A 20,473-nucleotide genomic window follows, 5' to 3' on the forward strand; every position below is an offset into this window, starting at 1 on the left:
CACCTTCCAGACTGACGGCAAGTTCATCGACCTGGATGCGCTCGTGGCGGGACTGGAGCTGGGCTGACGGAAATTTCTGGGATTCCGGCGTACAACCCCGTAAAATAGAAGAGTGAGCACTTGATTTGCTGGTGCTTTCAAACAACGGTGTTGTTTTTTTAACAGCCGAACTGGAAAGGGAGGCTGAGCTGCTCAGTGATCACTTTATCCGTTGGCTGATTTACGCCGGCATGTTCGCTACAGGCACTGAACGACAACGCAGATGGTATGGTCTGTGCGTTCTGACTCGTCAAGGATCGGCCAATGGATCGTTTGTCTAATTTGCTCTCGCGGTTCGGCGTGCGGGCCAATCTGTTCTATGACGGCGACCTATGCGGCTCTGCATCTTACGATGGCGCCGAGCGGCGAGGTTATATCCATCTGCTTCAGGCCGGCAGCGTGACGTTGCTTGGTCCCGATCGCAAGGATTTGCAGCTCACTCGCCCTAGCTTGATTTTTATGCCACGCCCCGCCAAGCATCAATTGTTTGCGGGTGAGTCCGATGGCGCAAAGTTGTTGTGTGCTTCCATGGAGTTTGAGGGCGGAATTGATAATCCTTTGTCGGCTTCATTACCGGACTGTTTGGTGCTCGCACTCGATGATCTGCCCATGCTGGCAGACACGTTGGAGTGGATGTTTGCCGAGGCGGCAAATGTGCATTGTGGAAGGGAAGCCGCGCTTGAGCGCTTATTTGAGCTCCTAATCATTCTGTTGCTCCGTTACCTGCTCGATCATCACCAGTTGCGCACCGGAATGATGGCTGGACTGGCCGACATGCGGCTTGCCCGATCGCTTTTACAGATGCACAACTCCCCGGAACATGCCTGGTCAATAGCAGAGCTGGCCAGTGAGTCAAATATGTCACGCGCTGCGTATGCCGTGCATTTCAAGAGTGTCATCGGACAGACGCCTGCTGATTATTTGTTGAGTTGGCGAGTTAGCCTGGCTCAGAAGCTGATGCGAGAAGGGCGCTCGATTACGCTGATTGCAGCTCAAGTCGGCTACGAAAGTCCTTCGGCGCTGTCTCGCGCATTTAGACGCAAGACGGGGTTGAGCCCTCGTGACTGGTTGAAAGATCTGGCGGGGGAAAATGATGGCAAAAAGGCCTAAGGCATTACTGCCTTAAGCCATTGAAAAAATTATGCATTAATTTTACGTTTTTCCAGTTCAACCAGCGAATGGCCTGCCACAAATATCGAAACAGCAAGCAACCCTAAGTCTTTAAGCAGAAACTGACCTGGCGCAACGGAAATCGCCGGAAACCCTAAACTAGGCTCAATGACGCCCGGAGTGGAAAACATAAAGCTAAGGGTTGTGAAGAACAGGCCTGCAGACAGAGCGCCTCCTACCACGGATAGTTTGGGCGACAGCATGCGGCCTGCGATCAGAGTGCCGATCGAAATCTCTAGTATGCCGAGCAGGCTGGAGAACATGTCGACCGAAAAAATGCTATACACCCATCCCAAAAGCGGGCTGTTGCTCACCAGTGGAACCAGGCCCTCGGCCTCGTAGTGGGTAAATTTCATGCCGCCGAACCAGAAGTAAATAATAGCGAGAGCCAAGTACGCGCCATAGATACCTAGCCCCATAGTTTTGGTTCCAAGCGTTAAGTGGGCCTGTACGCTGGACTTCGAGTTTTCAATGCCTATGGTTTTCATGTCTGAGCTTCCAGTAGTGAGTGAGAGTGTGTTGGCTGCCGAACGCCGTATGCGTTGGCGATGAGATGATTATGGCTGGCATCTCTAATCAAGAGGCATCAGAAAGTATTGATTTCAGTGCAGATCGTCTTGGGCGGTGCAATTCGCGATGAAGGGATCGCCGTGGAGAGCGATGAGTGCACTATTTCGATAAAGGAGTCGTTTTACATAGGTCGATGAAGCGCGTTGCGGCATCGCCTACTGTCATTTCTCAAATCTGACTATGGGGCTTGGGGCGAAGGGCGGCACTGACTAGGCTTAGAACAGCTACCAACTAGCCGCGCGGCCGCGATGCACAAAGAATGGTAACTGAGCCGTGAGTGCGGTGGGCGCCCGCATTTATTTCCAAACCCTACAGATACATCGATCTTCGACTTCAACCGGGCAGATAGCTGTTGCAGCAAGCCTATCAATCGACTTTGACGTGTTAAAGAGGATAGGTTTTCCAGGGTTGGGGAACAGCATGCCCTGCAGAACGACACACGTCACTTTTGTTAAATTAATAAGCTAGCTACCTATTGGGCATAACCTTGCAATTTGCTTCAATTTACGCACATGCACTTGCGACCTCAAAATGCAACGTAAGCCCCGAATATCTCCATTATTGTCGCCGCCAGCCTTAGTTACAGCTGCTATGATGAATGAGATCGAAAACTGAAATCCCCCACTAGAATTGTTGACTGGAGTCAAAATGAATAAAAAGCGGCCGGTTAATCTTGATATTCGAACCATTCAGCTTCCTCTCACGGCGCTTACATCGATTCTGCACCGGATTTCAGGAATTATGCTCTTTATTTTTCTGGGACTGATACTGTATATGCTGAGCAAATCGTTGGAGTCAGAAAAGGGTTTTAATGAAGTCAAGGAGATTTTTTCTTCACCTTTCGGCAAAGTTAGTTTCTGGTTGGTATACTCTTCATTTATTTATCATCTCGTAGCCGGAATTCGACACCTAGTTATGGATGTGGGTGTTGGTCATACTTTGAAAGGCAGCAATCGCGCCTCTACTATTGTTTTAGTAGTGTCGGGTGTTTTAATGGTTGCTGGCGCCGTATGGATTTGGTAGCTGTGGAGTCGTAATGCGTATTTACAAGGACTAAAAGCGTCCTTTAAAGCTAACTTACGAAAGTATTTATAATCGACGGTTCACGCTTAAACGGTTGAATCCTTTCGGGCTTCCGAATAGCTGTTAGCTGAAAGCTATCATGAGCTAAGTTTTCTGTGCATCATCAAATGTGTTAATGGGAGCGCCATAGTACTAGGTACAAATATGGCTCTAGGACAATGTTAGATGTTTTGGATTTTGAGGCGGATCGCTCTTATCGAAGATCGTCTAATTCGCTCTGAAGCGCAGGTTTTTTGAAACTATCACCTGGTTGGCACACTGTGCGAATCAACATCAGATATGAGAAAGCCAATCAGGTGAACACTACCCTCGAGGGCTCATCTGTCCAGTTAAAGCCTCGAGTCTTTCTGGGTGCGCAAAAGACAAGAAGGTTATATGGGAAAATTATGAGGCCTGGATACCATGCGTCATGGGCGTGCCGATGCTGTGAGTGACAGAGCGAGAAGCAAGTGAAAGTCCCTGAAGTAGGGGCGGGATGCGCCCGAGTGGCATTTTTTGTCTTAAGGTAGATCGCGTAGCTGTTCTTCAGAATAATCTTCAGAGCGTTGACGACAGCCATCGCTGTGCATTCCTCAAGAATAGAATGTGTCGGAAGGGTGGCGTCATTGGTGTTAGTCATCGCTTAGGATTTCTCAATCTGGCTTACACGGGCGCCTGTACCGATATCCCCGCGGATGGCGACGTATCGATGTTGAATTCCTCGCCAGACGAAGTGCAATGAGCTGCGGCTATAGGCTTGCGCAGCCTTAGATAGCCGGCCGTCGCAGGCGCGCCGGTTGGCCGGGATCTTCTTCTGCCCGTCAGGTGTCCGGTCGGAACTCCAGCACGAACGCTACGACCTTTTCGGCGGACATTTCGCACGGCTTCAACAATGTCCTATCTGATGTAACGCGGAAGAGGTTGAAGCTGACAATGTCAGTCCCGTCCAACTCCCTGGCGAACAGACTGTTGCGACGTCCGTCCCCAGATCGCCGGACGATCAAGCTGAAACGCCGGCCTTCATAAGTCCCTTCTCTGTATCCCTCCGCAAGCTTCGCGAAAGCGGCATCGAACTCGGAATGCTCCATGTCATCCATCCTTATTGATAGAACAGAGGCGCGGCGGGTGCGAGACCGCCAGTGCCGGGTCGCGCTAAGGTGCCGGGCAGATTCCTGCAGCCGACGAGGCCCGGGGTGGGCAGGATAATTGAGATGTCGGCGCCCGCATGGCTATCAGCGAAGTCGTCCGTCCAGTCTGCTAGGCAACGTCCACGCCTTTCCAGAAAGCGATGTAATCCCGGATACCCTCGGCATCCGGAGTGGGGGCGGGATAGGTCCAAGCGGCGTTCACGTTGAGCGCGTCACCCGCGCGAACATGAAAGAAGCGCGCGGCGCCTTTGATCGGACAGACAGATGTGTGCGGGCTCATCTCAAGCAGGCTCAGGTCGACTCCTGACGGTGGGAAGTAGTGATTTCCCTCGACGATGACTGTTTCGTCGCTTGTGGCGATAGTAGTGTCTTTCCAGATGGCTGAGACCAACGGACTCTCCTTTTGTATTCATCAACCGGCGAAGGCTCGCGGGCTGGCTGCCCCAAGCCGCACCTCCTCAGGTGGCAGGCGGGTTGCGCCCGAGAAGTTTGTCGAGCTCGCCTCTGACATCGAGCGCGAATAGCTCATCGGAGCCACCGATAAGGGTGCCATTGATGAAGATCTGCGGCACGGAGCTTCGCCCCGACGCTTCCGCCATGGCCTGCCGGTGAGCCGGATCCGCCTCAATATCGAGCTCCTTCCATCGCACGCCCTTTTCCTTGAGGAGCGCCTTCGCTCGGCGGCAGAACGGGCACCAATTCGTGGTGTACAGCAATACATCAGTTGTCATATTGCATCTCCGGCAGTTGCACGCGGATCGCTGTCATGGCGTTGATCTCCAATTCGCGGCGTTCAAAGATGGCGACTGCACCTTGGCCGACATCGGAGCAGATGCTGACGATTGGCCGCTATCCAGGCGACATGGCCCAAAGTGCTTTCACCGCCAGGCAGAGGCCGCACGCGCCTCCTGTAGCGCCGAGCCGATGCTCTAAGGTAACCGAGCCTCGATTGGGACGGAAGCGGTCCCGCTCGAATCGCCCATCATGCTGGTCGAGCATATCAGGACGACGGATAGTGCAGGAACTTTCAAATTGAGCTTGATGTCGAGCCAGGTATCGCGAGCGAAGGCGTTCTAGAGGCCGGGGGGTACGAAGACTGTGTTCGGCAAAACGGTTCACGTTGATCGCCAAAGCTTCCCAGGGCGCACGTCTACGATCGGCGCGACGTGAGATAGCTCGCGCCGCTAGCCCCCGTAGCGCTCCGTCTTGATGATGGAGGCGTCCAAGCCCGCCAGCAGCGCGCTATCGGTTGCGATGTTGACGAATCCGTTAGACCCGCAGACGAACACTTGCGTCGGCTTTCCCTGAAGCCTGGTTAGAATTTCTTGGACCATCATGCCGTCGATCCGTCGCGCAAAGTCCGATGCGCGAACCGGTTTCTCGCGCGTAATCGCGAGCGCCAGGACGAACGCCGGATCGCTGATTTCGATGCAATGAAGTTCTTCTGAGAAGAGAACGTCCTCGGCGGTTCGTGCGGACAGGAGCAACGCTGTCGGAACGGCTTGGGCCAATGCGCGGCGCTGCCGGATCATTGCCATCAACGGCACGAGGCCGGAGCCTCCCCCGATCAACAGAACCGGATCTATGGCAGGCTCAGGCCAAAGGAAATGGCCACCGAGCGGACCGCGAACTTCGATTTCGTCACCAATCGCCGCGATGTCGTGAAAAAACGGCGAAACTTCGGCATCCGGCATGCGCTCGATAGCTATCTCGACGATCGGGGTCGAAACTGCCGATGACGCGATCGAGTAGCTGCGCATTGCACTGTAGCCGTCGGGCGCGGTCAGCCGGATATCGACGTGCTGACCTGCGGTGTGCGCGAACGGCTTGCTCAACCGAAGGAAGAAGCTCTTGATACTCGGTGTTTGCTGGATGATGTCGTCGATCACGCATGATTGCCACGAACGGACTTGCGCTTCGTTTTCAGTCATGGGTGTATCGTTGTTCGCGCCACGGATCGCCGTAGATGTGATAGCCGTGCAGCTCCCAAAAGCCGGCCTCGTCACGCGTCGTGAATTGCAGCGCATTCACCCATTTGGCGGATTTCCAGAAGTAAAGGTGCGGCACTAGAAGACGCGCCGGCCCCCCATGATCGCGGGAAAGTGGCTTGCCCGCATAACTGAGGGCGACCATCGCTTTCCCGGAAAGCAGATCCGTCAGAGGGACGTTTGTCGAATAATTATCGTAGCAGTGCGCCAAGACGAAATCGGTAGGCCGATCAAGCTCTGCATCTGCAAGGATGTCTTCAATGAGTACACCCTCCCAAACGGTATCCAGTTTGGACCAAGAGGTGACGCAGTGAATATCCTTTGTCACCTGGGTCTTTGGTAGAGTGTTGAATTCGCCCCAATTCCACGTTTTGACGGGCTTCGGACCAATTTTGACTGTGAATTTCCAGTCGGAGGGCTCTACCCTCGGCGTAGGGCCGGCCGACAGAACAGGGAAATCCTCCACCAGATGCTGACCTGGCGGAATCCGATCGGACTGGTCGCCTGAACCGCGACCGGTGAAACCTCTGGTGACCATAGTGACCCCTCTTGCTCGATACGGCAGACCGAAGCCGGCCTTCATTTCAGTACTCTGCGTAAAGCATTTGCCCGCACATCCGCCGAATAAGCCAATCGACTAAAAATCAGATACAGATGCTCTATCATCGTAAAAAATCGCGTATCGAACATAGCGTCAGGCCAGCATGATTCCCAATACCCAATGGCTATAGGGTAGATAACCCCAAGGCTGCGTACGCTGATCTGCGGTATGCGGAGCGGAAGTTGCAGGTTCGCTCTCAAACGGATGGGCAGCGTGCAAAGCTCAAGGCTCACCAGCGCATGGTTGCCCAGTTCGCGCTCGCCGGCAGCTTGAGTATATTAAGGACGAAATGTCGATCTGATCTATTCTGGCTTCAGGAAATAGGGAAAATAAGGTCGGACGTTCGCGCACCGTCGCGACGCGCGATCATCCACTAAGCTTCTGTATCGGGGTTGGAGGATCAGATGAACGAGATCGAACGACAAGCGCCTGAGCTGCGGGTGCAAAAATGGATTGGCAAAGATGGGGAAAGTATCGCGCCGTTCAAACTGTCAGATATCGGGCCCGGCCCGAAAATCTTGTTTGCCTTCCAGCATTGGTGCCAAGGTTGCCATTTGCATGGGTTTCCGACGCTACAAAAGTTGCATGCAGCGTTGAGCTCAAAAGACGTGGGGTTCGCAGTGATCCAGACCGTCTTCGAAGGAACGCATGAGAATACCTTCGAGAAGTTGCGCGTGAACCAGCTCAAGTATGAGCTTCCTATCGTTTTCGGTCACGACGAGCAACCGACCGGCTCGCCGTTTCCAACCTTCATGGAAGACTACCGCACACGAGGAACTCCGTGGTTTACGGTTATCGACGCTGGCGGTAGCATTGTTTTCTCGGACTTCCATCTCGACGCGGAGCGACTAGTGAAGCAACTTGAGCAAGGTTAATCGTTGGAAGGTGGGCAATCATCCTGATTGCCACCCATCCCCTGATGCCCACTACAGGCGTTGCGCGCTGTAACTCTGTTGATCAGCGTGCGAAAACCCGGATCCGGATAGGAGGAGCGTCAACGATTGAATCAATCCGTTGGGAGAGGGCGGCTCCGCTCCGTCAGCTCGGCAATAGATAACCCATTCTCGCCGAGCAACTCTCTGATCCGATCGACGATATGAGCCCCTAGCGCCGCTGTCTTGGTCCCCCCCACAGATTCCCAAGATGCGAGTTCACACGCCGATACCTCGTGGTCAGCGCCGAAGTGCTTCTGTCGGTATGTCACCGCCGCCCTTCAATGATAAAGGCGCGGTAACGGGAACCGGCAAAGCGTTGAGCAGCGATGGTTTGGTAGGCGGGACTGTCATACCAGTCGCGAGCGGCCTGCATCGTCGGGAAACGCAAGATTACGGCCCCTTCGATGGGCGGCCCCTCCAAATGCTGGATCGCGCCATAAGCGGCGAGAAAGGTAACGTCGTGACCATCGAACGATGGTCCGACGCCTGCAGAATAGGTTGCGAGTGCATGTGGGTCGCTGGTTTCTTCCCGCGTAAAGACGACGAACGCTTCCATCATTAGGCCTCTCAAAGGTTGGATCTGTTGGCCATTACCACCGGTGATGGCCTCACAGTCGTCAGGCTGGCAACTGGAACCCGATTTTCATGAGTGCCTCGACGCACGCATCCTGATCCTGCTGATAGTTGCCTCCGGAGATGCCTATGCCGCCGATCAACTTCCCATCCTCCAGAATCGGATAACCGCCGCCGACAGCGACCATCCGAGGGCGATAGGCTAGCGGCGCCACTTTTGGATCGTTGGTCACATAGTCGTTCCAGACATGGGTCGGGAACCCAAACGAGGCGGAACTCCAGGCCTTGTCGATGGCAACATCGACGGTAAGGAACGGCGCATCGTCGGTGCGCTCGAACGCGCGCAGGTTACCGGTGGCGTCGACGACGGCGACGGCAGCCGGGATGCCGATGGCACGGGCCGCAGCGAGCGCCGCGTCGATGAGGGCGACTGCGGTTTCGCGGTTGATCGAGGCGGTGGCAATAGATTTGGTCATGGGATTCTCATCGCTGGGGCATAACCCGTTCGGCTTTTTGAGGTTGGACAAGATGTTTGGCGATCGCGGTCGTTAGAAGCCTTCGAGGACGATCTTGCCTTTAGCCGCGCCACTTTCGATCAGTGCATGCACCGTCTTCAGATTGGCGGCATTGATCGGCGACAGTCGCCGGGTCAGCGTCGTGCGGATTTTGCCGTCGTCAACCAGCGCTGCCATCGCATCCAGAATCTCGCCCTGCTCATTCATGTCGGGCGTGCCGTAGATCGACCGCGTGAACATCAGCTCGTGGTGGATCGACACCGCCTTGCGCTTGAAAACCATGATATCGAATGCCTTGGGATCGTCGATCAGTCCGAACCGTCCTTGTGGGGCGATCAGTTCGGCGATGTCGGCGACATGTTGCTCGGTATGTGTGGTCGAAAAGACGAAAGCGGGAGCACCGATGCCGAGTTCGGCGATCTGTGGCGCGAGCGGACGAGAATGGTCGATGACGTGGTGAGCTCCAAGCCCTCTTACCCACTCTTGGGTTTCCGGTCGAGAGGCTGTGGCGATGACGGTGAGGTCCGTGCGCTGTCGCGCGATCTGGACGGCGATCGACCCAACCCCGCCCGCGCCACCGATGATGAGGATCGCCTCCGCCGCACCGGGTACGGGCTTCGCCACGTCCAGGCGGTCGAACATCGCCTCCCAGGCCGTCAACGTCGTCAGCGGCAGCGCCGCCGCTTCCGCCCAGGAGAGCGACGCAGGTTTGTGACCGACAATCCGGGCGTCGACGAGATGGAACTCCGCATTGGTACCGGGCCGTGTGATCGATCCGGCATAATAGACCTCGTCGCCTAACTCGAACTGCGTGACGTCGGGGCCGACCTCGCGCACAATCCCGGCGGCATCCCATCCCAGCACCTTCCAATCGCCATCTGCCGGCGGCGTGCTGTTGCGGACCTTGTAGTCGACCGGGTTGACCGAGACGGCCTTCACCTCAACCAGGATATCGTATCCTGCAGCGACAGGCCGAGGCAGATTGATGTCGACCAGCGCGGCATCCGCGGCGATGGGTCCCGGAACCTTGTAACCAATGGCTTTCATAAATGTCTCCAGCTTGCTTGATCGGATGACGCGAATGCTCGTTAGTCAACTTCTTCTACATTGAGGTCCCGACTCTTGAACTGGGTCGCGGTAGCAGATTTCATCGAACACGTCGATCAACAGGCCCTTATGCTCGGTCGCCGGATCGGTGATCGCGTAGAGGGTGGAGGCGTTATCGCCATCATCACCGCTTCCGAGGCGAAACGCCGCGTCGACGCAGATGCCGCACGGACCGATGGTTGATCCTGGCTCGAGATCGACGAGATTGCTGTCCTTGACGCGCTATTCGCGGTCTTAGCCCTTGGCGATGAAGGACTGAACTGCTTGTAGAGCGTCGGTCAGCTGCTATGTCATGGACGCACCTTCATCTTGAGTTGGATTGGACAAGCTTCCGTATAAGGCCCGCTGTAACCGTCAGATGACGGCGAAGAAAACGATGGGCAGTATTCACAGCCACTTAGCCTTCTTGAAGCGCACAAATAGGAAAACGCACGATATCGCTATCACTCCGAGCACGACAAAGTATCCGTAGGCCGTGTCCAGCTCCGGCATGTGCTTAAAGTTCATGCCGTATATTCCAGCGATCGCCGTCGGGACTGCCAGTATTGCCGCCCAAGCCGCCAGCTGGCGGGTGATCACCCCCGTCCTTTGCGCTTCAAGAAGGCTGCTGGCCTCAAAGACCGTGGACAGGACAAGCAGGAGGCCGTCGACCATGGACTGCACGCGGTGGACATGGTCCGCGACGTCGTGGAAATATGGTGTCATTTCGGCGCTGATGCAGGGAAAGTGGCCGCGAACGAGCTTTCGCACCAGCTCGGCCATAGCCCCGAGCGTGCGCTGGAACCGCGTGAGTTCGGACCTTAGTTCGAAGATTCGCGCCACCTCTTCTGGCCCGAGGAAATCGTGCAGCGACCGTCGCTCCATCGCCAGGACGTCGTCCTCGATCATTTCGAAGATGGGCAGATACTGGTCGACCACGCGATGCAAGATCGCGTGCAGCACATAGTCGACACCCTTGCCGAACTGCGTCGGCGATGCCTCGAGTTGCTCCCGAAGTTTGCCCAGCGCTCCGGCATTGCCGTGCCGCACGGTGATAAGGTGATTGTGACCGGTGAAGATCGCCATCTTGCCGTAGCTGATCCGGTCGCCGACCAGCTCGGCGGTCTGCGCGACGACGTACAACTCATCGTTGTAGACCTCGAGCTTGGGCGGGCACAGCGGGTGCATCGCGTTGTCGATCGCCAACGGATGAAGATTATATGTCCTTTGGATCGCGAGTAGTTCCTCGGGGGTGGGTTCGCTAAGCGCGATCCAGCAGAAGCCCGAGCGACTCTCGCCCAACTTGACGTGCTCATCGAGCGCGATTTCGCGAACTCGCTTGCCTTCGTTGTAATAATAGGCGGCGATGATGCTCATGCTGGCCTCGCGGGAATGTGGAGGCCACGCTGGACGGCCGGTCGAGCCAGCCCGCGTCCAAGCCATGCGCGGACGTTCGAAAAGCTGCTGAGGCCAAGGATGTCACCCGCAGCGTAGAATTCCACCAGCGCATTCACCCAGCCGAGCGTCGCGATGTCCGCGATCGAATAGTCGTCGACGATCCAGTCGCGGCCTTCCAGCCGGCGATCCAGAATCCCCAGCAGACGCGTGGATTCGTCGATAAAGCGCTGTTGCGGCCGCTTGTCCTCATAGTCCTTGCCGCCAAATCGCAGGAAGAAGCCGAGCTGACCGAACATCGGCCCGATGGCCGACATCTGAAAGAACACCCACGCTAGGGTCTCGTAACGCTGGCCTGGTTCGGTGGAGATGAACTGACCCGTCTTGTCGGCCAGATAGAGGAGGATCGCACCGGATTCCCATAAGGCGATGGGTCTACCGTCAGGGCCAGCCGGATCGATGATCGCCGGTATGCGTCCGTTCGGGTTCAGCGACACGAACGCCGGATCCTTCGACTCGTTGTTCGAGATGTCGATCAGGTGGGGCTCGTACGCCAGGCCAGTCTCCTCAAGCATGATCGAGACCTTGACGCCATTGGGCGTAGGGGCTGCGTAGAGTTGCAGGCGATCGGGATGAGATGCCGGCCAGCGCTGCGTGATCGGAAAGGACGAGAGGTCTGGCATAAATCTGCGATCCTGGTGTTGCGATGGCGACTGACTGGAACGAGCCGTCACTCTGAAGTAGGGTTCGATGACCGCGTCGCTGAACGACGCGGTCACGAAGATTGCGGACCGGATCGGCGCAGTGGCAACGGCAGTGAAGCCTATTCCGCCGCGGTCCCGGCCGCTGGCTGTACGTCGTCAACCTTTTGGCGCTTCGGAAGCACCCAGCCGGGACGGACGAAGTGGCAGGTGTAGCCGCCCGGGCGCTTCTCCAGATAATCCTGGTGATCGGGCTCGGCCTCCCAGAACTCGCCGACCGGCTGGACCTCGGTCACCACTTTGCCATCCCACAGCCCCGAGGCATCCACATCGGCGATCGTATCCTCGGCGACGCGCTTCTGCTCCTCGTCGACATAATAGATGCCCGACCGGTAGGAGAGCCCACGATCATTGCCCTGGCGGTTCAGCGTCGTCGGATCGTGGATCTGGAAGAAGAATTCCAGGATGTTCCGGTAGCTCGTCACTGTCGGGTCGAAGACAATCTCGATCCCCTCGGCATGCGTGCCGTGATTACGATACGTGGCGTTCGGAATATCGCCGCCCGTGTAACCCACACGGGTCGAGATGATGCCGGGCCGCTTGCGGATCAGATCCTGCATGCCCCAGAAACATCCTCCTGCGAGAACAGCGCGCTGATGCATGTTAAGCCTCCTCTACTTGATCGAGATATTCACCGTATCCCTCGGACTCCATCTCGTCGCGCGGGATGAAGCGAAGGGACGCTGAGTTGATGCAGTACCGCAGACCGCCGCGGTCGGAAGGACCATCGGGGAACACATGGCCGAGATGACTGTCTGCGTGTACTGACCTGACCTCCGTCCGGACCATGCCGTGTGCGCTGTCCCGCACCTCGTTCACGTTTGCCGAAACGATCGGCTTGGTGAAGCTGGGCCAGCCAGTACCCGAATCGAACTTGTCCGTCGAAGCGAACAGTGGCTCTCCCGACACTATGTCGACGTAGATGCCAGGCTCCTTGTTGTCGTTGTACTCGCCCGTGAAGGGCCTTTCGGTGCCCGCCTCCTGGGTAATTCGGTGTTGCTCGGGAGTCAGGTGGTCGATTGCTGTCTGTGACTTTTCAAACTTCATTACAGTCTCCAATACTTATCTAGAGGGCCAGGCACGCTACCGCTAATTTTTTATGTCTCCTGATTTGCTCCTACAATGGTAGTGGGATGGCAAACGAGGTTTTACTAAGTGTTGGAAAATTAGAGATTTAAATTTCGCGTCTATTAGTTCTAGCGCAACTGAGTGGTTAAGCAAGTACGTAATCAGTAAATATTAAAAAAATAACACAAAAGCACGATTATATAATACAGTGTCAGTGTTTTATGATAATCAACAACGCCTGTCAAGGCAATCGCATGAAGCTCACCTGAGACCTAATAGTTCAGCCCGATAATCATCAGAGGTTGCAGCAATCAGCCTTCGTGCCTTGATGCCACCCTTGCGCTTGACCGGATCCAACCGGATCAAATTCAATGTAAGTTGCTTGAGAACGGCCATGTTGTGGGCAGCATGCCCGGTTCGGATCCGCATCTGATCGTCACCAAAAATGACATCCATGCACCAGTGGACGCGGTTCTCCACGCCCCAGTGCGCCCTGATGGCATGTGCGATGCGCTCTGCATCCGGAGCAAGACTGCTGATGTAGTAACGGCGCTCCAGGCTGGTCTGGTTGCCCACAGTCCGCTCGGACTCCAGCATCACGAAAGTGCGCAGTCCTGGCCAGCGTTCTGGCTGTGGCAGGCACTGGAGTTGGTCGAAAACATGGCAGCGACGAACCTCCAGCCGGCCATGGTCCTTCTCGACATGCTCGAAGTGCGCATGGGGTACCCGGGCAGGATCGCCGTCCAAAAAGGTGTCAGCGAAGTCATCGATCGCTTCGGCCAGCTTCGGCTGGTTTCCCTTGATGGCCAGCAGATAGTGCGCCCCGCGATCGAGAATGGCCTGTGCAATGTCCGGCTGGGTACCCATGGCATCGATCGTCACGGTGCAGCCCTCAAGCGCCAGTGTGGCCAGCAGCTCAGGAATGGCGGTCTTCTCGTTGGACTTCTGGGAGGTCGCCCTCTGCCCGAGAATCAGCCCTGAATCAGCCGCAAAAGCGCTGACCAGGTGCAACGGGGCCGTGTTTTTCTTGCCGGAGCGGCGACTGGTCTTGCCGTCTAGGGCAACCACTTGCGGAGAAAGGGCCGGTAGGATCGCCGCAACCCAACAGCGGAAGGCCTGCTCGAACTCCTCTGGATCGATCAGGCTGAATAGCCGTCCAAAGGTGTCGTGTGAGGGAATGCCGTGGGGTAGTTTCAGAATACGGCGGAACCAGTCCAGCCGCTGCTCAGCCCAGAGTTCGATTTCGATGAAGGTGTCAGCGCCGGCAAGCACGCCGCAGATAGCCACGACCAGTGTTTCGACCAGGTCGTGACGAATCTTGCCCTGCTGACGGGGATCATTGATGGCGACCAGAACATCGGAGATTGGTATGTGATGCGACATTGCAGGGCATCCTGAGTAGAGAGGCGCTCAGGATGCCCGCTGGGAAAGGACTCATTCAAATCGGCAGGCGTTCATGCGATTGCCCTGCAACGCCTGTTTAGATGCTGGTAGATGCGAATTTTTTGGCGTACAGTCAAAATTTTCTGATGGTTGCTTAGTGTGTTGGCGCTGATGGAAAATTGACCCACCCTGCCGATTGAAATTTGACCCAGGGCGGATTGCTGATTTTGTTACCAGCAACTGTGGATAAGTCTACCAGCGCAGCTGCTGTTGCCCCCACTCCTTCGCTAGCCCAGTTCAGTTGTTTAAGACCTGCCACACGCAGCCATGTAGCAGGCCGTCGTCGCCATGAAATCAGAACGGCTCATCGTCCTCCGGTTCCTGGCCGCCCTTACGCTTTCGCTCCCGTGATTTGATCTTGGCCTGGGCCGCCAAGCTACTGTGTTGCAGGCGATAGGACTCGTTACCGGTTTCGACGATGTGGCAGTGGTGGGTCAGCCGATCCAGCAGGGCGGTGGTCATCTTGGCGTCGCCGAACACGCTCGACCATTCGGCGAAGCTCAGGTTGGTGGTGATCACCACGCTGGTGTGTTCGTACAGCTTGGATAGCAGGTGAAACAGCAACGCACCGCCGGCCTGGCTGAAGGGCAGATAACCCAGTTCGTCGAGGATGACCAGATCCATGCGCAGCAGAGCTTGGGCGATCCGCCCGGCTTTGCCGTCGTGCTTTTCGCGCTCCAGCAGATTGACCAGATCGACCGTGGAGTAGAAGCGCACGCGCTTGCCGTGCCGGGTGATGCCGGACACGGCCAGCGCAGTGGCCAGGTGGGTTTTACCGGTGCCAGGCCCACCGATCAGCACCACGTTCTGCGCGGTGTCGGTAAAGGCCAGACTGGCCAGTTCGCTGATCAAACGAGCGTCTGCGCTGGAGGCGCTGAAGTCGAAGCCGGCCAGGTCGCGGTGCATCGGCAGCTTGGCCATGTTCATCTGGTGGCTCACCGAGCGCATGGCGCGATCTGTGTGCTCTTGTTCCAGCAGGTGTTCGAGCAGCCACTTGGACGAGGCTGTGTTCGACTCACCCTGCGCAGTCAACTCCGCCCAGGCCGTGGCCATGCCGTGCAGGCGCAGCTCCTTGAGTTCCGCCATCAAATCACGCATGACCGATCTCCTCGGTCTGGCCACGCAGGCGGTCGTAGCGCGCCGTGTTAGCGACGGGGGCTTCCTTGAGCGACAAGTGGGTTTCGACGCTGGGTGGTGGTTCGGTCGCGGCCAGGCGCGCCACGACATTGAGGATGTGTTCGGCGCTCAGGCTGCCGCTTTCCAGTACCAGCTCAACAGCCACCAGCACCGCATCGAGCCCGGCGACCGGTACGGCAGCCAGAACTTGCGCCATGATCCGGTCACCGCCGGCATGACGCCCCAGACCGTGCTTAAGCTGACGCAGCGGCGCCGGCAGATCAGCAAAGGGCGCGCCGTTGCGCAGCGCACCGGGCTTGCGTTCGATCAGCGGGAGGTAGTGCTGCCAGTCATAGCTGACCTGGTCGCGATCCAGCAAGCGGACATGGCTGGCGATCAGCGCGTCGTCAGCCACCACCTCGATTCGCGTCGGATACAAACGGCTGCTGACCCACTTACCCGCATACTCACACGGCACCGAGTAGCGGTTGCGCCCGACGCTGACCAGGCAGGTGCTGGAGACCCGCGCAGGCCGCTCGACGTAACCGTCGAATGGCGCTGGCACAGGCATCAGTTCAGCGCGCTCCAACTCCAGCACTTCGGCCACACTCAGCCCGCTGTATTGAGGGTGCGTCAGCTCGTTCCAAAGCGCGCGGCAGCGCTGGCCCAGCCAGGCATTGAGTTCCTCGAAGGAGTGAAACTGGCAGTCCTGGGCGTCTAGCCAGATACGCCTGCGGCTGTCTTGCACGTTCTTTTCAACGATGCCCTTTTCCCAACCAGCGGCGACGTTGCAGAAGTCCGGATCGAACAGGTAATGCGCGCACATCACCGCAAAGCGCGCATTCACCGCCCGGCCTTTGCCCTTATTGACCTTGTCGACGGCGGTCTTCATGTTGTCGTAGATGCCCCGGCGCGGCACGCCGCCCAAGGAGCCGAACGAGCGTGTATGGGCGTCAAATAACATCTCATGGCCCTGGCTCGGATACGCCACAAGCCAGAACGCACGGCTGGCACACAGCTTCAGATGTGCCACCTGCATACGCCGGTAAATGCCGCCGACCAGCAAGCCTTCCTCGCTCCAGTCAAACTGAAACGCCTCGCCAAGAGCAAAGGTCAGCGGCACAAAGGCCTGCGACGCCTTGCCCTGTCCCCCTCGCCAGGCACGGATAAACGCGGTGAGCTGGCTGTAGCCACCGTCATAACCTTCGGCTTTGATTTGCGCCAACAGCGCCTTGGCACTGCGCCGCTGTTGCTTGGGCCGCAGCGAATCGGCTTTTAGCGCCTGCTCCAGCGTGGCGTGAAAAGGGCTGAGTTTGTTGAAGATCGCGCGGCGTTGGTAGACCGGCGGCTTGGCCTCAGGTGCTCTGACCCACTTGCGAATCGTGTTGCGCGCCAACCCGGTGCGCTTGGCTATCTCATGCAGCGACAGCTTGTCGCGGAAATACATCCGGCGAATTTTGCCCATCATTTCCATACTGATCACCCTGTGTTCTCCTGCTCAAAAATTGAGCAGAAGCAGTTGAACACCTGGGTCAGTTTTCAGTCGGCAGAACAGCCTCTACTGGGTCAGTTTTCGGTCAGCGGCAACACCCCGGCGGCAATCAGCGCGTCGCGCTGCAAATCGGTAGCCTGGGAGCCGTCCGCCTTCGATACCCGCATGTAGCCTATCAGCATGTCGTACCTGTCACATATACGTTCGATTATGTGACAGTTTGAGTCGGAAAGCTCTGGCCGTCAAAAATTGTCACTTAACCCGTTATTTAATTTAAGACATGCAAAGGATTCATCAAGCTCATAATGTGACAAAAATTCCGGGGAATCCGCTCGTTGGTAAACATGGCATTAAGTCTGCGTCGAAACCTGTGATCCCTACCCACAAGATCCTCTGACTTGCAGTTAATGCTGGTTGGCGACGATGGAATGCAGGTCGGTGTGGATCAATGCAGGTTCATTCGCAGCTAACGCTGGTTTGCCGGGCCGGACAGTCGCAGTTAATCCTGGTCGAAAACGGCGCTGATTGCAGGTCGGAACGTTTTCGTTTGCAGGTCGTTACAGCTACCGCGCAAGCTGCTCATGCACAAGCTCCAAACGAGAGCACGCCAGCGTCGACCGCTGCCTCCTTCGCTTCCCAGTTCTACGGTGTCGATGCTTCTGTAGTAGACGTGACAATCACCAAGCAGGATTTGTACACAGCTACAGCAACTACCAAAGCCCCAGGGCAAGCTGTCTGCTCGCTTGAGCTGGCAGTGGTACCTGACGGAGCGAACACCAACTGGGCGCTCGGCAGTTGGGCCTGTGACAAGCAGCCAGCTTCTTAACCACATACAGCAAGGGCAGGGCCGGGATTGATAGTCGCCGGTCCTTCTCGACGATTGCAGCGAAGGTGTGTTCAAAGATGGAGAAGGCGATGAATAATTATTCCGAATGGGAAACGGCTGTTGTCCAGCAGCTCGCTGAATCAATGGAGATCAGCTATTCAGACGCATCAGGCGTGGTGGAAGCCCAGACCTTTCACATACAGCAATCTTGGGTAAAGGGATTGGACGCAACTGATACTGCCCGCAAGGTGCTCTCAGAAATTAGGTAGTAACAGTGACAAGCTGACCAAGGAAAAAAGCTATGAACCTATCACCTAAACATCTGACCTTTGATGCGATGTATTCGGCTTACACCGCCGTGCTCCATAGCCAACCGGGCAAGGCGCTACGTCTGCCTGACGGCGGGGCCATCTTCCTCGAAGATGGTGAAGTCTATGCCGTGACATTGAACGAAGCTGGTGAAGTAGAAATGGAAACTGCAGGGTGTATTAGTCCTGTCGCATGGGACGATGATCGCGGTTGCTGGGATTGCGACGAAAGTGCTGAAGTTTGCGCTTCGGCGGTTAACTTCCCAGTTTTTGTCAGCCTCCCGGCTTGACTATGAGTTCGTACTCAATACTTAACCTTATACGTAGGTGAATCCTCCGGCCGCTGGCCGCGCCGATCATACAGTCGCGTTGTGCTGATGTTCGCGTGACCCAGCCACATCTGAACCTTCGCGATGTCAGCATCATGGTCCAGGGCGTTTGTCGCGGCCGTAGCGCGCAACCCATGCACGCCCAGGCCGTCGACCTCGATGCCAGCAACACGCGCCCAATACGCCACCACCGTATAAAGCCCATTCGCTGTAACTCCAGCACCGGTGGTTTTGCCCCGGACGGAACGGAATAGCGGTCCCGATGATGTATCTCGGGCACTGTCGAGCTCCAGGTACGCATAGATCCGCTCAGCAGCAACTGGGTGGAGTGGGAGGAAGCGAATTTTCTTCCCCTTCCCATGCACCCGAAGATGCTTTATGCCTCGGCGCTCCACCAGGTCACTCGTTGTCAGTCTTGCCGCCTCTTCCCGTCGAAGCCCGTGGTACAGCAATACAGCCAGGATCGCCCGATCCCTCACTCCCTTCACGGTTTCTGTATCAGGAGCGTCCAGCAACCTTTTAGCCTGGTCGTCACCGAGTGCCGGCGTTTTCCCTTCGTTGGTTTCGATCTTGGGTCGCTTGACCCCATGCACAGGGTTCCCACCGGCAACGGCATTGTTCTCCAGGAGATGATCGAACAGGCTGGCCAGCGCGGCCAGTTTGCGCCGGATCGTGGCCCCGGCCAGGCCCCGAGTTTCCAGCTGGGCACGCCATGCCAGTACATGTGCGCGAGTAACAGCACGGAACTCATCGGCGCCGGTGAGGCCGACAAAGCTGCAGAAGTCTTCCAGGTCATTCTGATAGGCACGTCGGGTACGTGGGTTGTCGATATTGGCAAACCACTCGACTGCAGCTGGCACACTGGCCAACTGCTGGAACTCAGCGGAAGTTAGTCGACGTCCACCGGCGCCGCCCGAACTGACGAGCTCGCTCATAACTTCTGCCTCGCTATGAACCCAGCCTCGATCTCGGGCCAATCCGGCGAGGCCATCATCTCGCGGATCTGCCGCTCGTGTGCCAGCTCGGGCACCAGATGCTGCCAGCGCTGTTTGGCGGCATCAAGCTCAGTGTCAGTGCGCAGTTGATCTTCTATCAGCGCACCGGCTGCCAAGAACCGCTGACGAGCCAGGCTCCAGAATCCGTTAGAGGCGCCGTACTGGTAAAGCGGCACGATGGGCACCTGGTGCTTAAGCCAAAGGCACCAAAGCACCCCCAAGCCAAACCCTTGGCGCTGATGTTGCAGCTCGATGTCAATCTTGTTGATGTACACGCGGTCATCCAGCGGATTGATGCCGTAGCTGACATATCCGACGCGCTGGCCACCGACCTCGATGTCATCCACAAAGTCGGTACCGGGAAAAACAAAGTTGCCGCGATGGGATTCCTGCCGTCGATTCACCAGGTGAACGCGGGAGGCTTGTTCATTCAGAATTTTGGCTTGGCGTCTATGGAAATAGTCGCGGATGGGGTCAAAAAGTGCCATGCGCCCTTCTGCCTCTAAAAGTGGTGATAACCTATTTTATCACCACTTATCAGGCTTGCGAGCAATACGGCGGGTTTTGTCGTGTAGTGACCGGAATTGATGGATTTGTTCACGACGCGATCACGGAGTATGAATCTGTACCAGTGATCAATTTGGCGCCGGTGTGGGCAATGACGATCACAGCAATCGGCTTATTGTGATCGGTGCGCTTCGGTCATAGATTTTTGCCTAAGAGTCGAGATAAACGAATTTCAGACAAAAAATCCCTCAAGTATTGACAAATACTGGGGGAGTATGAGTATAATGGTAGTTAAGTATGCAGAGTTAGCCAACGTTATTGATTTACCCTAGACAAGTCAAATCATAACGCAAGGTTACACAAGCGTCAACTTGTACCAGGACCGTTGGTCAGGGAAGGTTTTCCACCTCGTAAGGGGTTTCTGCATGCCAGGAAGCAATCCTGCTTCTGACTGCCTTGGCAGGTAACGCAGCAGAAATCCGGAGGTGTTTATGGACCCAGTGTCCCTTGGCAGCATCCTGATGGTGTGCAAGATCATCCTGGTCG

Annotated in this window: 24 protein-coding genes; 6 read left to right on the forward strand and 18 right to left on the reverse strand. The window is 56.5% G+C overall.

Annotated features, from left to right (window positions below):
* The first annotated feature begins 303 nt into the window (after nt 1–303).
* Nucleotides 304–1,149, forward strand: coding sequence for an AraC family transcriptional regulator (locus ACZRJ6_RS24880; RefSeq protein WP_003464995.1), 846 nt, complete (start codon nt 304–306; stop codon nt 1,147–1,149).
* Between the two features lie 29 nt (nt 1,150–1,178).
* On the opposite strand, the gene ACZRJ6_RS24885 is transcribed toward ACZRJ6_RS24880, so the two are convergent.
* The gene (locus ACZRJ6_RS24885) at nt 1,179–1,697 is read right to left on the reverse strand and encodes a YkgB family protein (RefSeq protein ID WP_003464991.1); all 519 of its coding nucleotides are present in this window, start codon (nt 1,695–1,697) and stop codon (nt 1,179–1,181) included.
* Nucleotides 1,698–2,427: 730 nt separating this feature from the next.
* On the opposite strand from ACZRJ6_RS24885, the gene sdhC reads away from it, so the two are divergent.
* On the forward strand, nt 2,428–2,802 hold the full coding sequence (sdhC, locus tag ACZRJ6_RS24890; protein WP_005005993.1) for a succinate dehydrogenase, cytochrome b556 subunit: 375 nt from the start codon (nt 2,428–2,430) through the stop codon (nt 2,800–2,802).
* 860 nt (nt 2,803–3,662) lie between these two features.
* Here the strand turns inward: sdhC and ACZRJ6_RS24895 are convergent.
* From ACZRJ6_RS24895 to ACZRJ6_RS24915, 5 genes are all read right to left on the reverse strand, one after another.
* A complete protein-coding gene (locus tag ACZRJ6_RS24895) occupies nt 3,663–3,929 on the reverse strand; it encodes a hypothetical protein (protein ID WP_003464988.1) in 267 nt (88 codons plus the stop codon).
* Between the two features lie 169 nt (nt 3,930–4,098).
* Nucleotides 4,099–4,380, reverse strand: coding sequence for a DUF427 domain-containing protein (locus tag ACZRJ6_RS24900; protein ID WP_003464986.1), 282 nt, complete (start codon nt 4,378–4,380; stop codon nt 4,099–4,101).
* A 67-nt stretch (nt 4,381–4,447) separates the two neighbouring features.
* A complete protein-coding gene (gene grxC, locus ACZRJ6_RS24905) occupies nt 4,448–4,720 on the reverse strand; it encodes a glutaredoxin 3 (RefSeq protein WP_005005995.1) in 273 nt (90 codons plus the stop codon).
* A gap of 453 nt (nt 4,721–5,173) precedes the next feature.
* Nucleotides 5,174–5,920, reverse strand: a complete 747-nt coding sequence (locus ACZRJ6_RS24910; RefSeq protein ID WP_002118292.1) for a ferredoxin reductase — start codon at nt 5,918–5,920, stop codon at nt 5,174–5,176.
* On the reverse strand, nt 5,913–6,560 hold the full coding sequence (locus ACZRJ6_RS24915; RefSeq protein WP_002118288.1) for a sulfite oxidase-like oxidoreductase: 648 nt from the start codon (nt 6,558–6,560) through the stop codon (nt 5,913–5,915). The genes ACZRJ6_RS24910 and ACZRJ6_RS24915 overlap by 8 nt, the downstream gene beginning before the upstream one ends.
* Nucleotides 6,561–6,982: 422 nt before the next feature.
* Here ACZRJ6_RS24915 and ACZRJ6_RS24920 point away from each other — a divergent pair, with 422 nt between their 5' ends.
* Nucleotides 6,983–7,453, forward strand: coding sequence for a TlpA family protein disulfide reductase (locus ACZRJ6_RS24920; protein ID WP_003464979.1), 471 nt, complete (start codon nt 6,983–6,985; stop codon nt 7,451–7,453).
* 325 nt (nt 7,454–7,778) lie between these two features.
* On the opposite strand, the gene ACZRJ6_RS24925 is transcribed toward ACZRJ6_RS24920, so the two are convergent.
* The 3 genes from ACZRJ6_RS24925 to ACZRJ6_RS24935 form a co-directional block, all read right to left on the reverse strand.
* A complete protein-coding gene (locus ACZRJ6_RS24925; protein WP_010591688.1) occupies nt 7,779–8,072 on the reverse strand; it encodes a DUF1330 domain-containing protein in 294 nt (97 codons plus the stop codon).
* Between the two features lie 58 nt (nt 8,073–8,130).
* The gene (locus tag ACZRJ6_RS24930; RefSeq protein ID WP_005006001.1) at nt 8,131–8,562 is read right to left on the reverse strand and encodes a GlcG/HbpS family heme-binding protein; all 432 of its coding nucleotides are present in this window, start codon (nt 8,560–8,562) and stop codon (nt 8,131–8,133) included.
* 72 nt (nt 8,563–8,634) lie between these two features.
* Nucleotides 8,635–9,648 carry a zinc-binding alcohol dehydrogenase family protein gene (locus ACZRJ6_RS24935; protein WP_002118279.1) on the reverse strand — a complete coding sequence of 338 codons (1,014 nt, stop codon included), beginning with the start codon at nt 9,646–9,648 and terminating at the stop codon, nt 8,635–8,637.
* Nucleotides 9,649–9,723: 75 nt separating this feature from the next.
* On the opposite strand from ACZRJ6_RS24935, the gene ACZRJ6_RS24940 reads away from it, so the two are divergent.
* Entirely contained in the window at nt 9,724–9,891 is a 168-nt protein-coding gene (locus tag ACZRJ6_RS24940) for a hypothetical protein (protein WP_016487060.1), read from the forward strand.
* Between the two features lie 204 nt (nt 9,892–10,095).
* On the opposite strand, the gene ACZRJ6_RS24945 is transcribed toward ACZRJ6_RS24940, so the two are convergent.
* From ACZRJ6_RS24945 to istA, 7 genes are all read right to left on the reverse strand, one after another.
* Complete coding sequence (locus tag ACZRJ6_RS24945) at nt 10,096–11,064, reverse strand: magnesium and cobalt transport protein CorA (RefSeq protein ID WP_003464971.1); 969 nt, start codon at nt 11,062–11,064, stop codon at nt 10,096–10,098.
* A complete protein-coding gene (locus ACZRJ6_RS24950) occupies nt 11,061–11,765 on the reverse strand; it encodes a glutathione S-transferase N-terminal domain-containing protein (protein WP_003464969.1) in 705 nt (234 codons plus the stop codon). Before ACZRJ6_RS24950 ends, ACZRJ6_RS24945 begins: the two co-directional genes overlap by 4 nt.
* A gap of 140 nt (nt 11,766–11,905) precedes the next feature.
* Nucleotides 11,906–12,445 carry a peptide-methionine (S)-S-oxide reductase MsrA gene (msrA, locus tag ACZRJ6_RS24955; RefSeq protein WP_003464967.1) on the reverse strand — a complete coding sequence of 180 codons (540 nt, stop codon included), beginning with the start codon at nt 12,443–12,445 and terminating at the stop codon, nt 11,906–11,908.
* A 1-nt stretch (nt 12,446) separates the two neighbouring features.
* Nucleotides 12,447–12,890 (reverse strand): peptide-methionine (R)-S-oxide reductase MsrB, encoded by a 444-nt coding sequence (msrB, locus tag ACZRJ6_RS24960; RefSeq protein WP_003464965.1) that lies wholly within the window; start codon nt 12,888–12,890, stop codon nt 12,447–12,449.
* 282 nt (nt 12,891–13,172) lie between these two features.
* Nucleotides 13,173–14,294, reverse strand: coding sequence for an ISAs1-like element ISPa60 family transposase (locus ACZRJ6_RS24965; RefSeq protein WP_010455375.1), 1,122 nt, complete (start codon nt 14,292–14,294; stop codon nt 13,173–13,175).
* 354 nt (nt 14,295–14,648) lie between these two features.
* The gene (istB, locus tag ACZRJ6_RS24970; RefSeq protein ID WP_010454871.1) at nt 14,649–15,452 is read right to left on the reverse strand and encodes an IS21-like element ISPst3 family helper ATPase IstB; all 804 of its coding nucleotides are present in this window, start codon (nt 15,450–15,452) and stop codon (nt 14,649–14,651) included.
* Nucleotides 15,445–16,944, reverse strand: coding sequence for an IS21-like element ISPst3 family transposase (gene istA, locus ACZRJ6_RS24975; protein WP_024012635.1), 1,500 nt, complete (start codon nt 16,942–16,944; stop codon nt 15,445–15,447). The genes istB and istA overlap by 8 nt, the downstream gene beginning before the upstream one ends.
* Before the next feature lie 933 nt (nt 16,945–17,877).
* On the opposite strand from istA, the gene ACZRJ6_RS24980 reads away from it, so the two are divergent.
* Both ACZRJ6_RS24980 and ACZRJ6_RS24985 read left to right on the forward strand, forming a co-directional pair.
* Nucleotides 17,878–18,057: a hypothetical protein gene (locus ACZRJ6_RS24980; protein ID WP_217648984.1), complete on the forward strand. Its 180-nt coding sequence runs from the start codon at nt 17,878–17,880 to the stop codon at nt 18,055–18,057.
* 32 nt (nt 18,058–18,089) lie between these two features.
* Nucleotides 18,090–18,386 carry a hypothetical protein gene (locus ACZRJ6_RS24985; RefSeq protein WP_047741491.1) on the forward strand — a complete coding sequence of 99 codons (297 nt, stop codon included), beginning with the start codon at nt 18,090–18,092 and terminating at the stop codon, nt 18,384–18,386.
* 14 nt (nt 18,387–18,400) lie between these two features.
* On the opposite strand, the gene ACZRJ6_RS24990 is transcribed toward ACZRJ6_RS24985, so the two are convergent.
* Together ACZRJ6_RS24990 and ACZRJ6_RS24995 are read right to left on the reverse strand one after the other, a co-directional pair.
* Complete coding sequence (locus tag ACZRJ6_RS24990) at nt 18,401–19,360, reverse strand: tyrosine-type recombinase/integrase (RefSeq protein ID WP_047741493.1); 960 nt, start codon at nt 19,358–19,360, stop codon at nt 18,401–18,403.
* Nucleotides 19,357–19,908, reverse strand: coding sequence for a GNAT family N-acetyltransferase (locus ACZRJ6_RS24995; RefSeq protein ID WP_071667625.1), 552 nt, complete (start codon nt 19,906–19,908; stop codon nt 19,357–19,359). The genes ACZRJ6_RS24990 and ACZRJ6_RS24995 overlap by 4 nt, the downstream gene beginning before the upstream one ends.
* Nucleotides 19,909–20,473: the final 565 nt, after the last annotated feature.

It is taken from the genome of Pseudomonas sp. C321 (genome assembly GCF_055407105.1).

Bases quoted from the DNA above. Each gene is read 5' to 3' on its own strand.
- ACZRJ6_RS24880 (WP_003464995.1), top strand. From the start codon at position 304: ATGGATCGTTTGTCTAATTTGCTCTCGCGGTTCGGCGTGCGGGCCAAT.
- ACZRJ6_RS24885 (WP_003464991.1), bottom strand. From the start codon at position 1,697: ATGAAAACCATAGGCATTGAAAACTCGAAGTCCAGCGTACAGGCCCAC.
- sdhC (WP_005005993.1), top strand. From the start codon at position 2,428: ATGAATAAAAAGCGGCCGGTTAATCTTGATATTCGAACCATTCAGCTT.
- ACZRJ6_RS24895 (WP_003464988.1), bottom strand. From the start codon at position 3,929: ATGGAGCATTCCGAGTTCGATGCCGCTTTCGCGAAGCTTGCGGAGGGA.
- grxC (WP_005005995.1), bottom strand. From the start codon at position 4,720: ATGACAACTGATGTATTGCTGTACACCACGAATTGGTGCCCGTTCTGC.
- ACZRJ6_RS24910 (WP_002118292.1), bottom strand. From the start codon at position 5,920: ATGACTGAAAACGAAGCGCAAGTCCGTTCGTGGCAATCATGCGTGATC.
- ACZRJ6_RS24915 (WP_002118288.1), bottom strand. From the start codon at position 6,560: ATGAAGGCCGGCTTCGGTCTGCCGTATCGAGCAAGAGGGGTCACTATG.
- ACZRJ6_RS24920 (WP_003464979.1), top strand. From the start codon at position 6,983: ATGAACGAGATCGAACGACAAGCGCCTGAGCTGCGGGTGCAAAAATGG.
- ACZRJ6_RS24925 (WP_010591688.1), bottom strand. From the start codon at position 8,072: ATGATGGAAGCGTTCGTCGTCTTTACGCGGGAAGAAACCAGCGACCCA.
- ACZRJ6_RS24930 (WP_005006001.1), bottom strand. From the start codon at position 8,562: ATGACCAAATCTATTGCCACCGCCTCGATCAACCGCGAAACCGCAGTC.
- ACZRJ6_RS24935 (WP_002118279.1), bottom strand. From the start codon at position 9,648: ATGAAAGCCATTGGTTACAAGGTTCCGGGACCCATCGCCGCGGATGCC.
- ACZRJ6_RS24945 (WP_003464971.1), bottom strand. From the start codon at position 11,064: ATGAGCATCATCGCCGCCTATTATTACAACGAAGGCAAGCGAGTTCGC.
- ACZRJ6_RS24950 (WP_003464969.1), bottom strand. From the start codon at position 11,765: ATGCCAGACCTCTCGTCCTTTCCGATCACGCAGCGCTGGCCGGCATCT.
- msrA (WP_003464967.1), bottom strand. From the start codon at position 12,445: ATGCATCAGCGCGCTGTTCTCGCAGGAGGATGTTTCTGGGGCATGCAG.
- msrB (WP_003464965.1), bottom strand. From the start codon at position 12,890: ATGAAGTTTGAAAAGTCACAGACAGCAATCGACCACCTGACTCCCGAG.
- ACZRJ6_RS24965 (WP_010455375.1), bottom strand. From the start codon at position 14,294: ATGTCGCATCACATACCAATCTCCGATGTTCTGGTCGCCATCAATGAT.
- istB (WP_010454871.1), bottom strand. From the start codon at position 15,452: ATGCGTGATTTGATGGCGGAACTCAAGGAGCTGCGCCTGCACGGCATG.
- istA (WP_024012635.1), bottom strand. From the start codon at position 16,944: ATGGAAATGATGGGCAAAATTCGCCGGATGTATTTCCGCGACAAGCTG.
- ACZRJ6_RS24980 (WP_217648984.1), top strand. From the start codon at position 17,878: ATGAATAATTATTCCGAATGGGAAACGGCTGTTGTCCAGCAGCTCGCT.
- ACZRJ6_RS24985 (WP_047741491.1), top strand. From the start codon at position 18,090: ATGAACCTATCACCTAAACATCTGACCTTTGATGCGATGTATTCGGCT.
- ACZRJ6_RS24990 (WP_047741493.1), bottom strand. From the start codon at position 19,360: ATGAGCGAGCTCGTCAGTTCGGGCGGCGCCGGTGGACGTCGACTAACT.
- ACZRJ6_RS24995 (WP_071667625.1), bottom strand. From the start codon at position 19,908: ATGGCACTTTTTGACCCCATCCGCGACTATTTCCATAGACGCCAAGCC.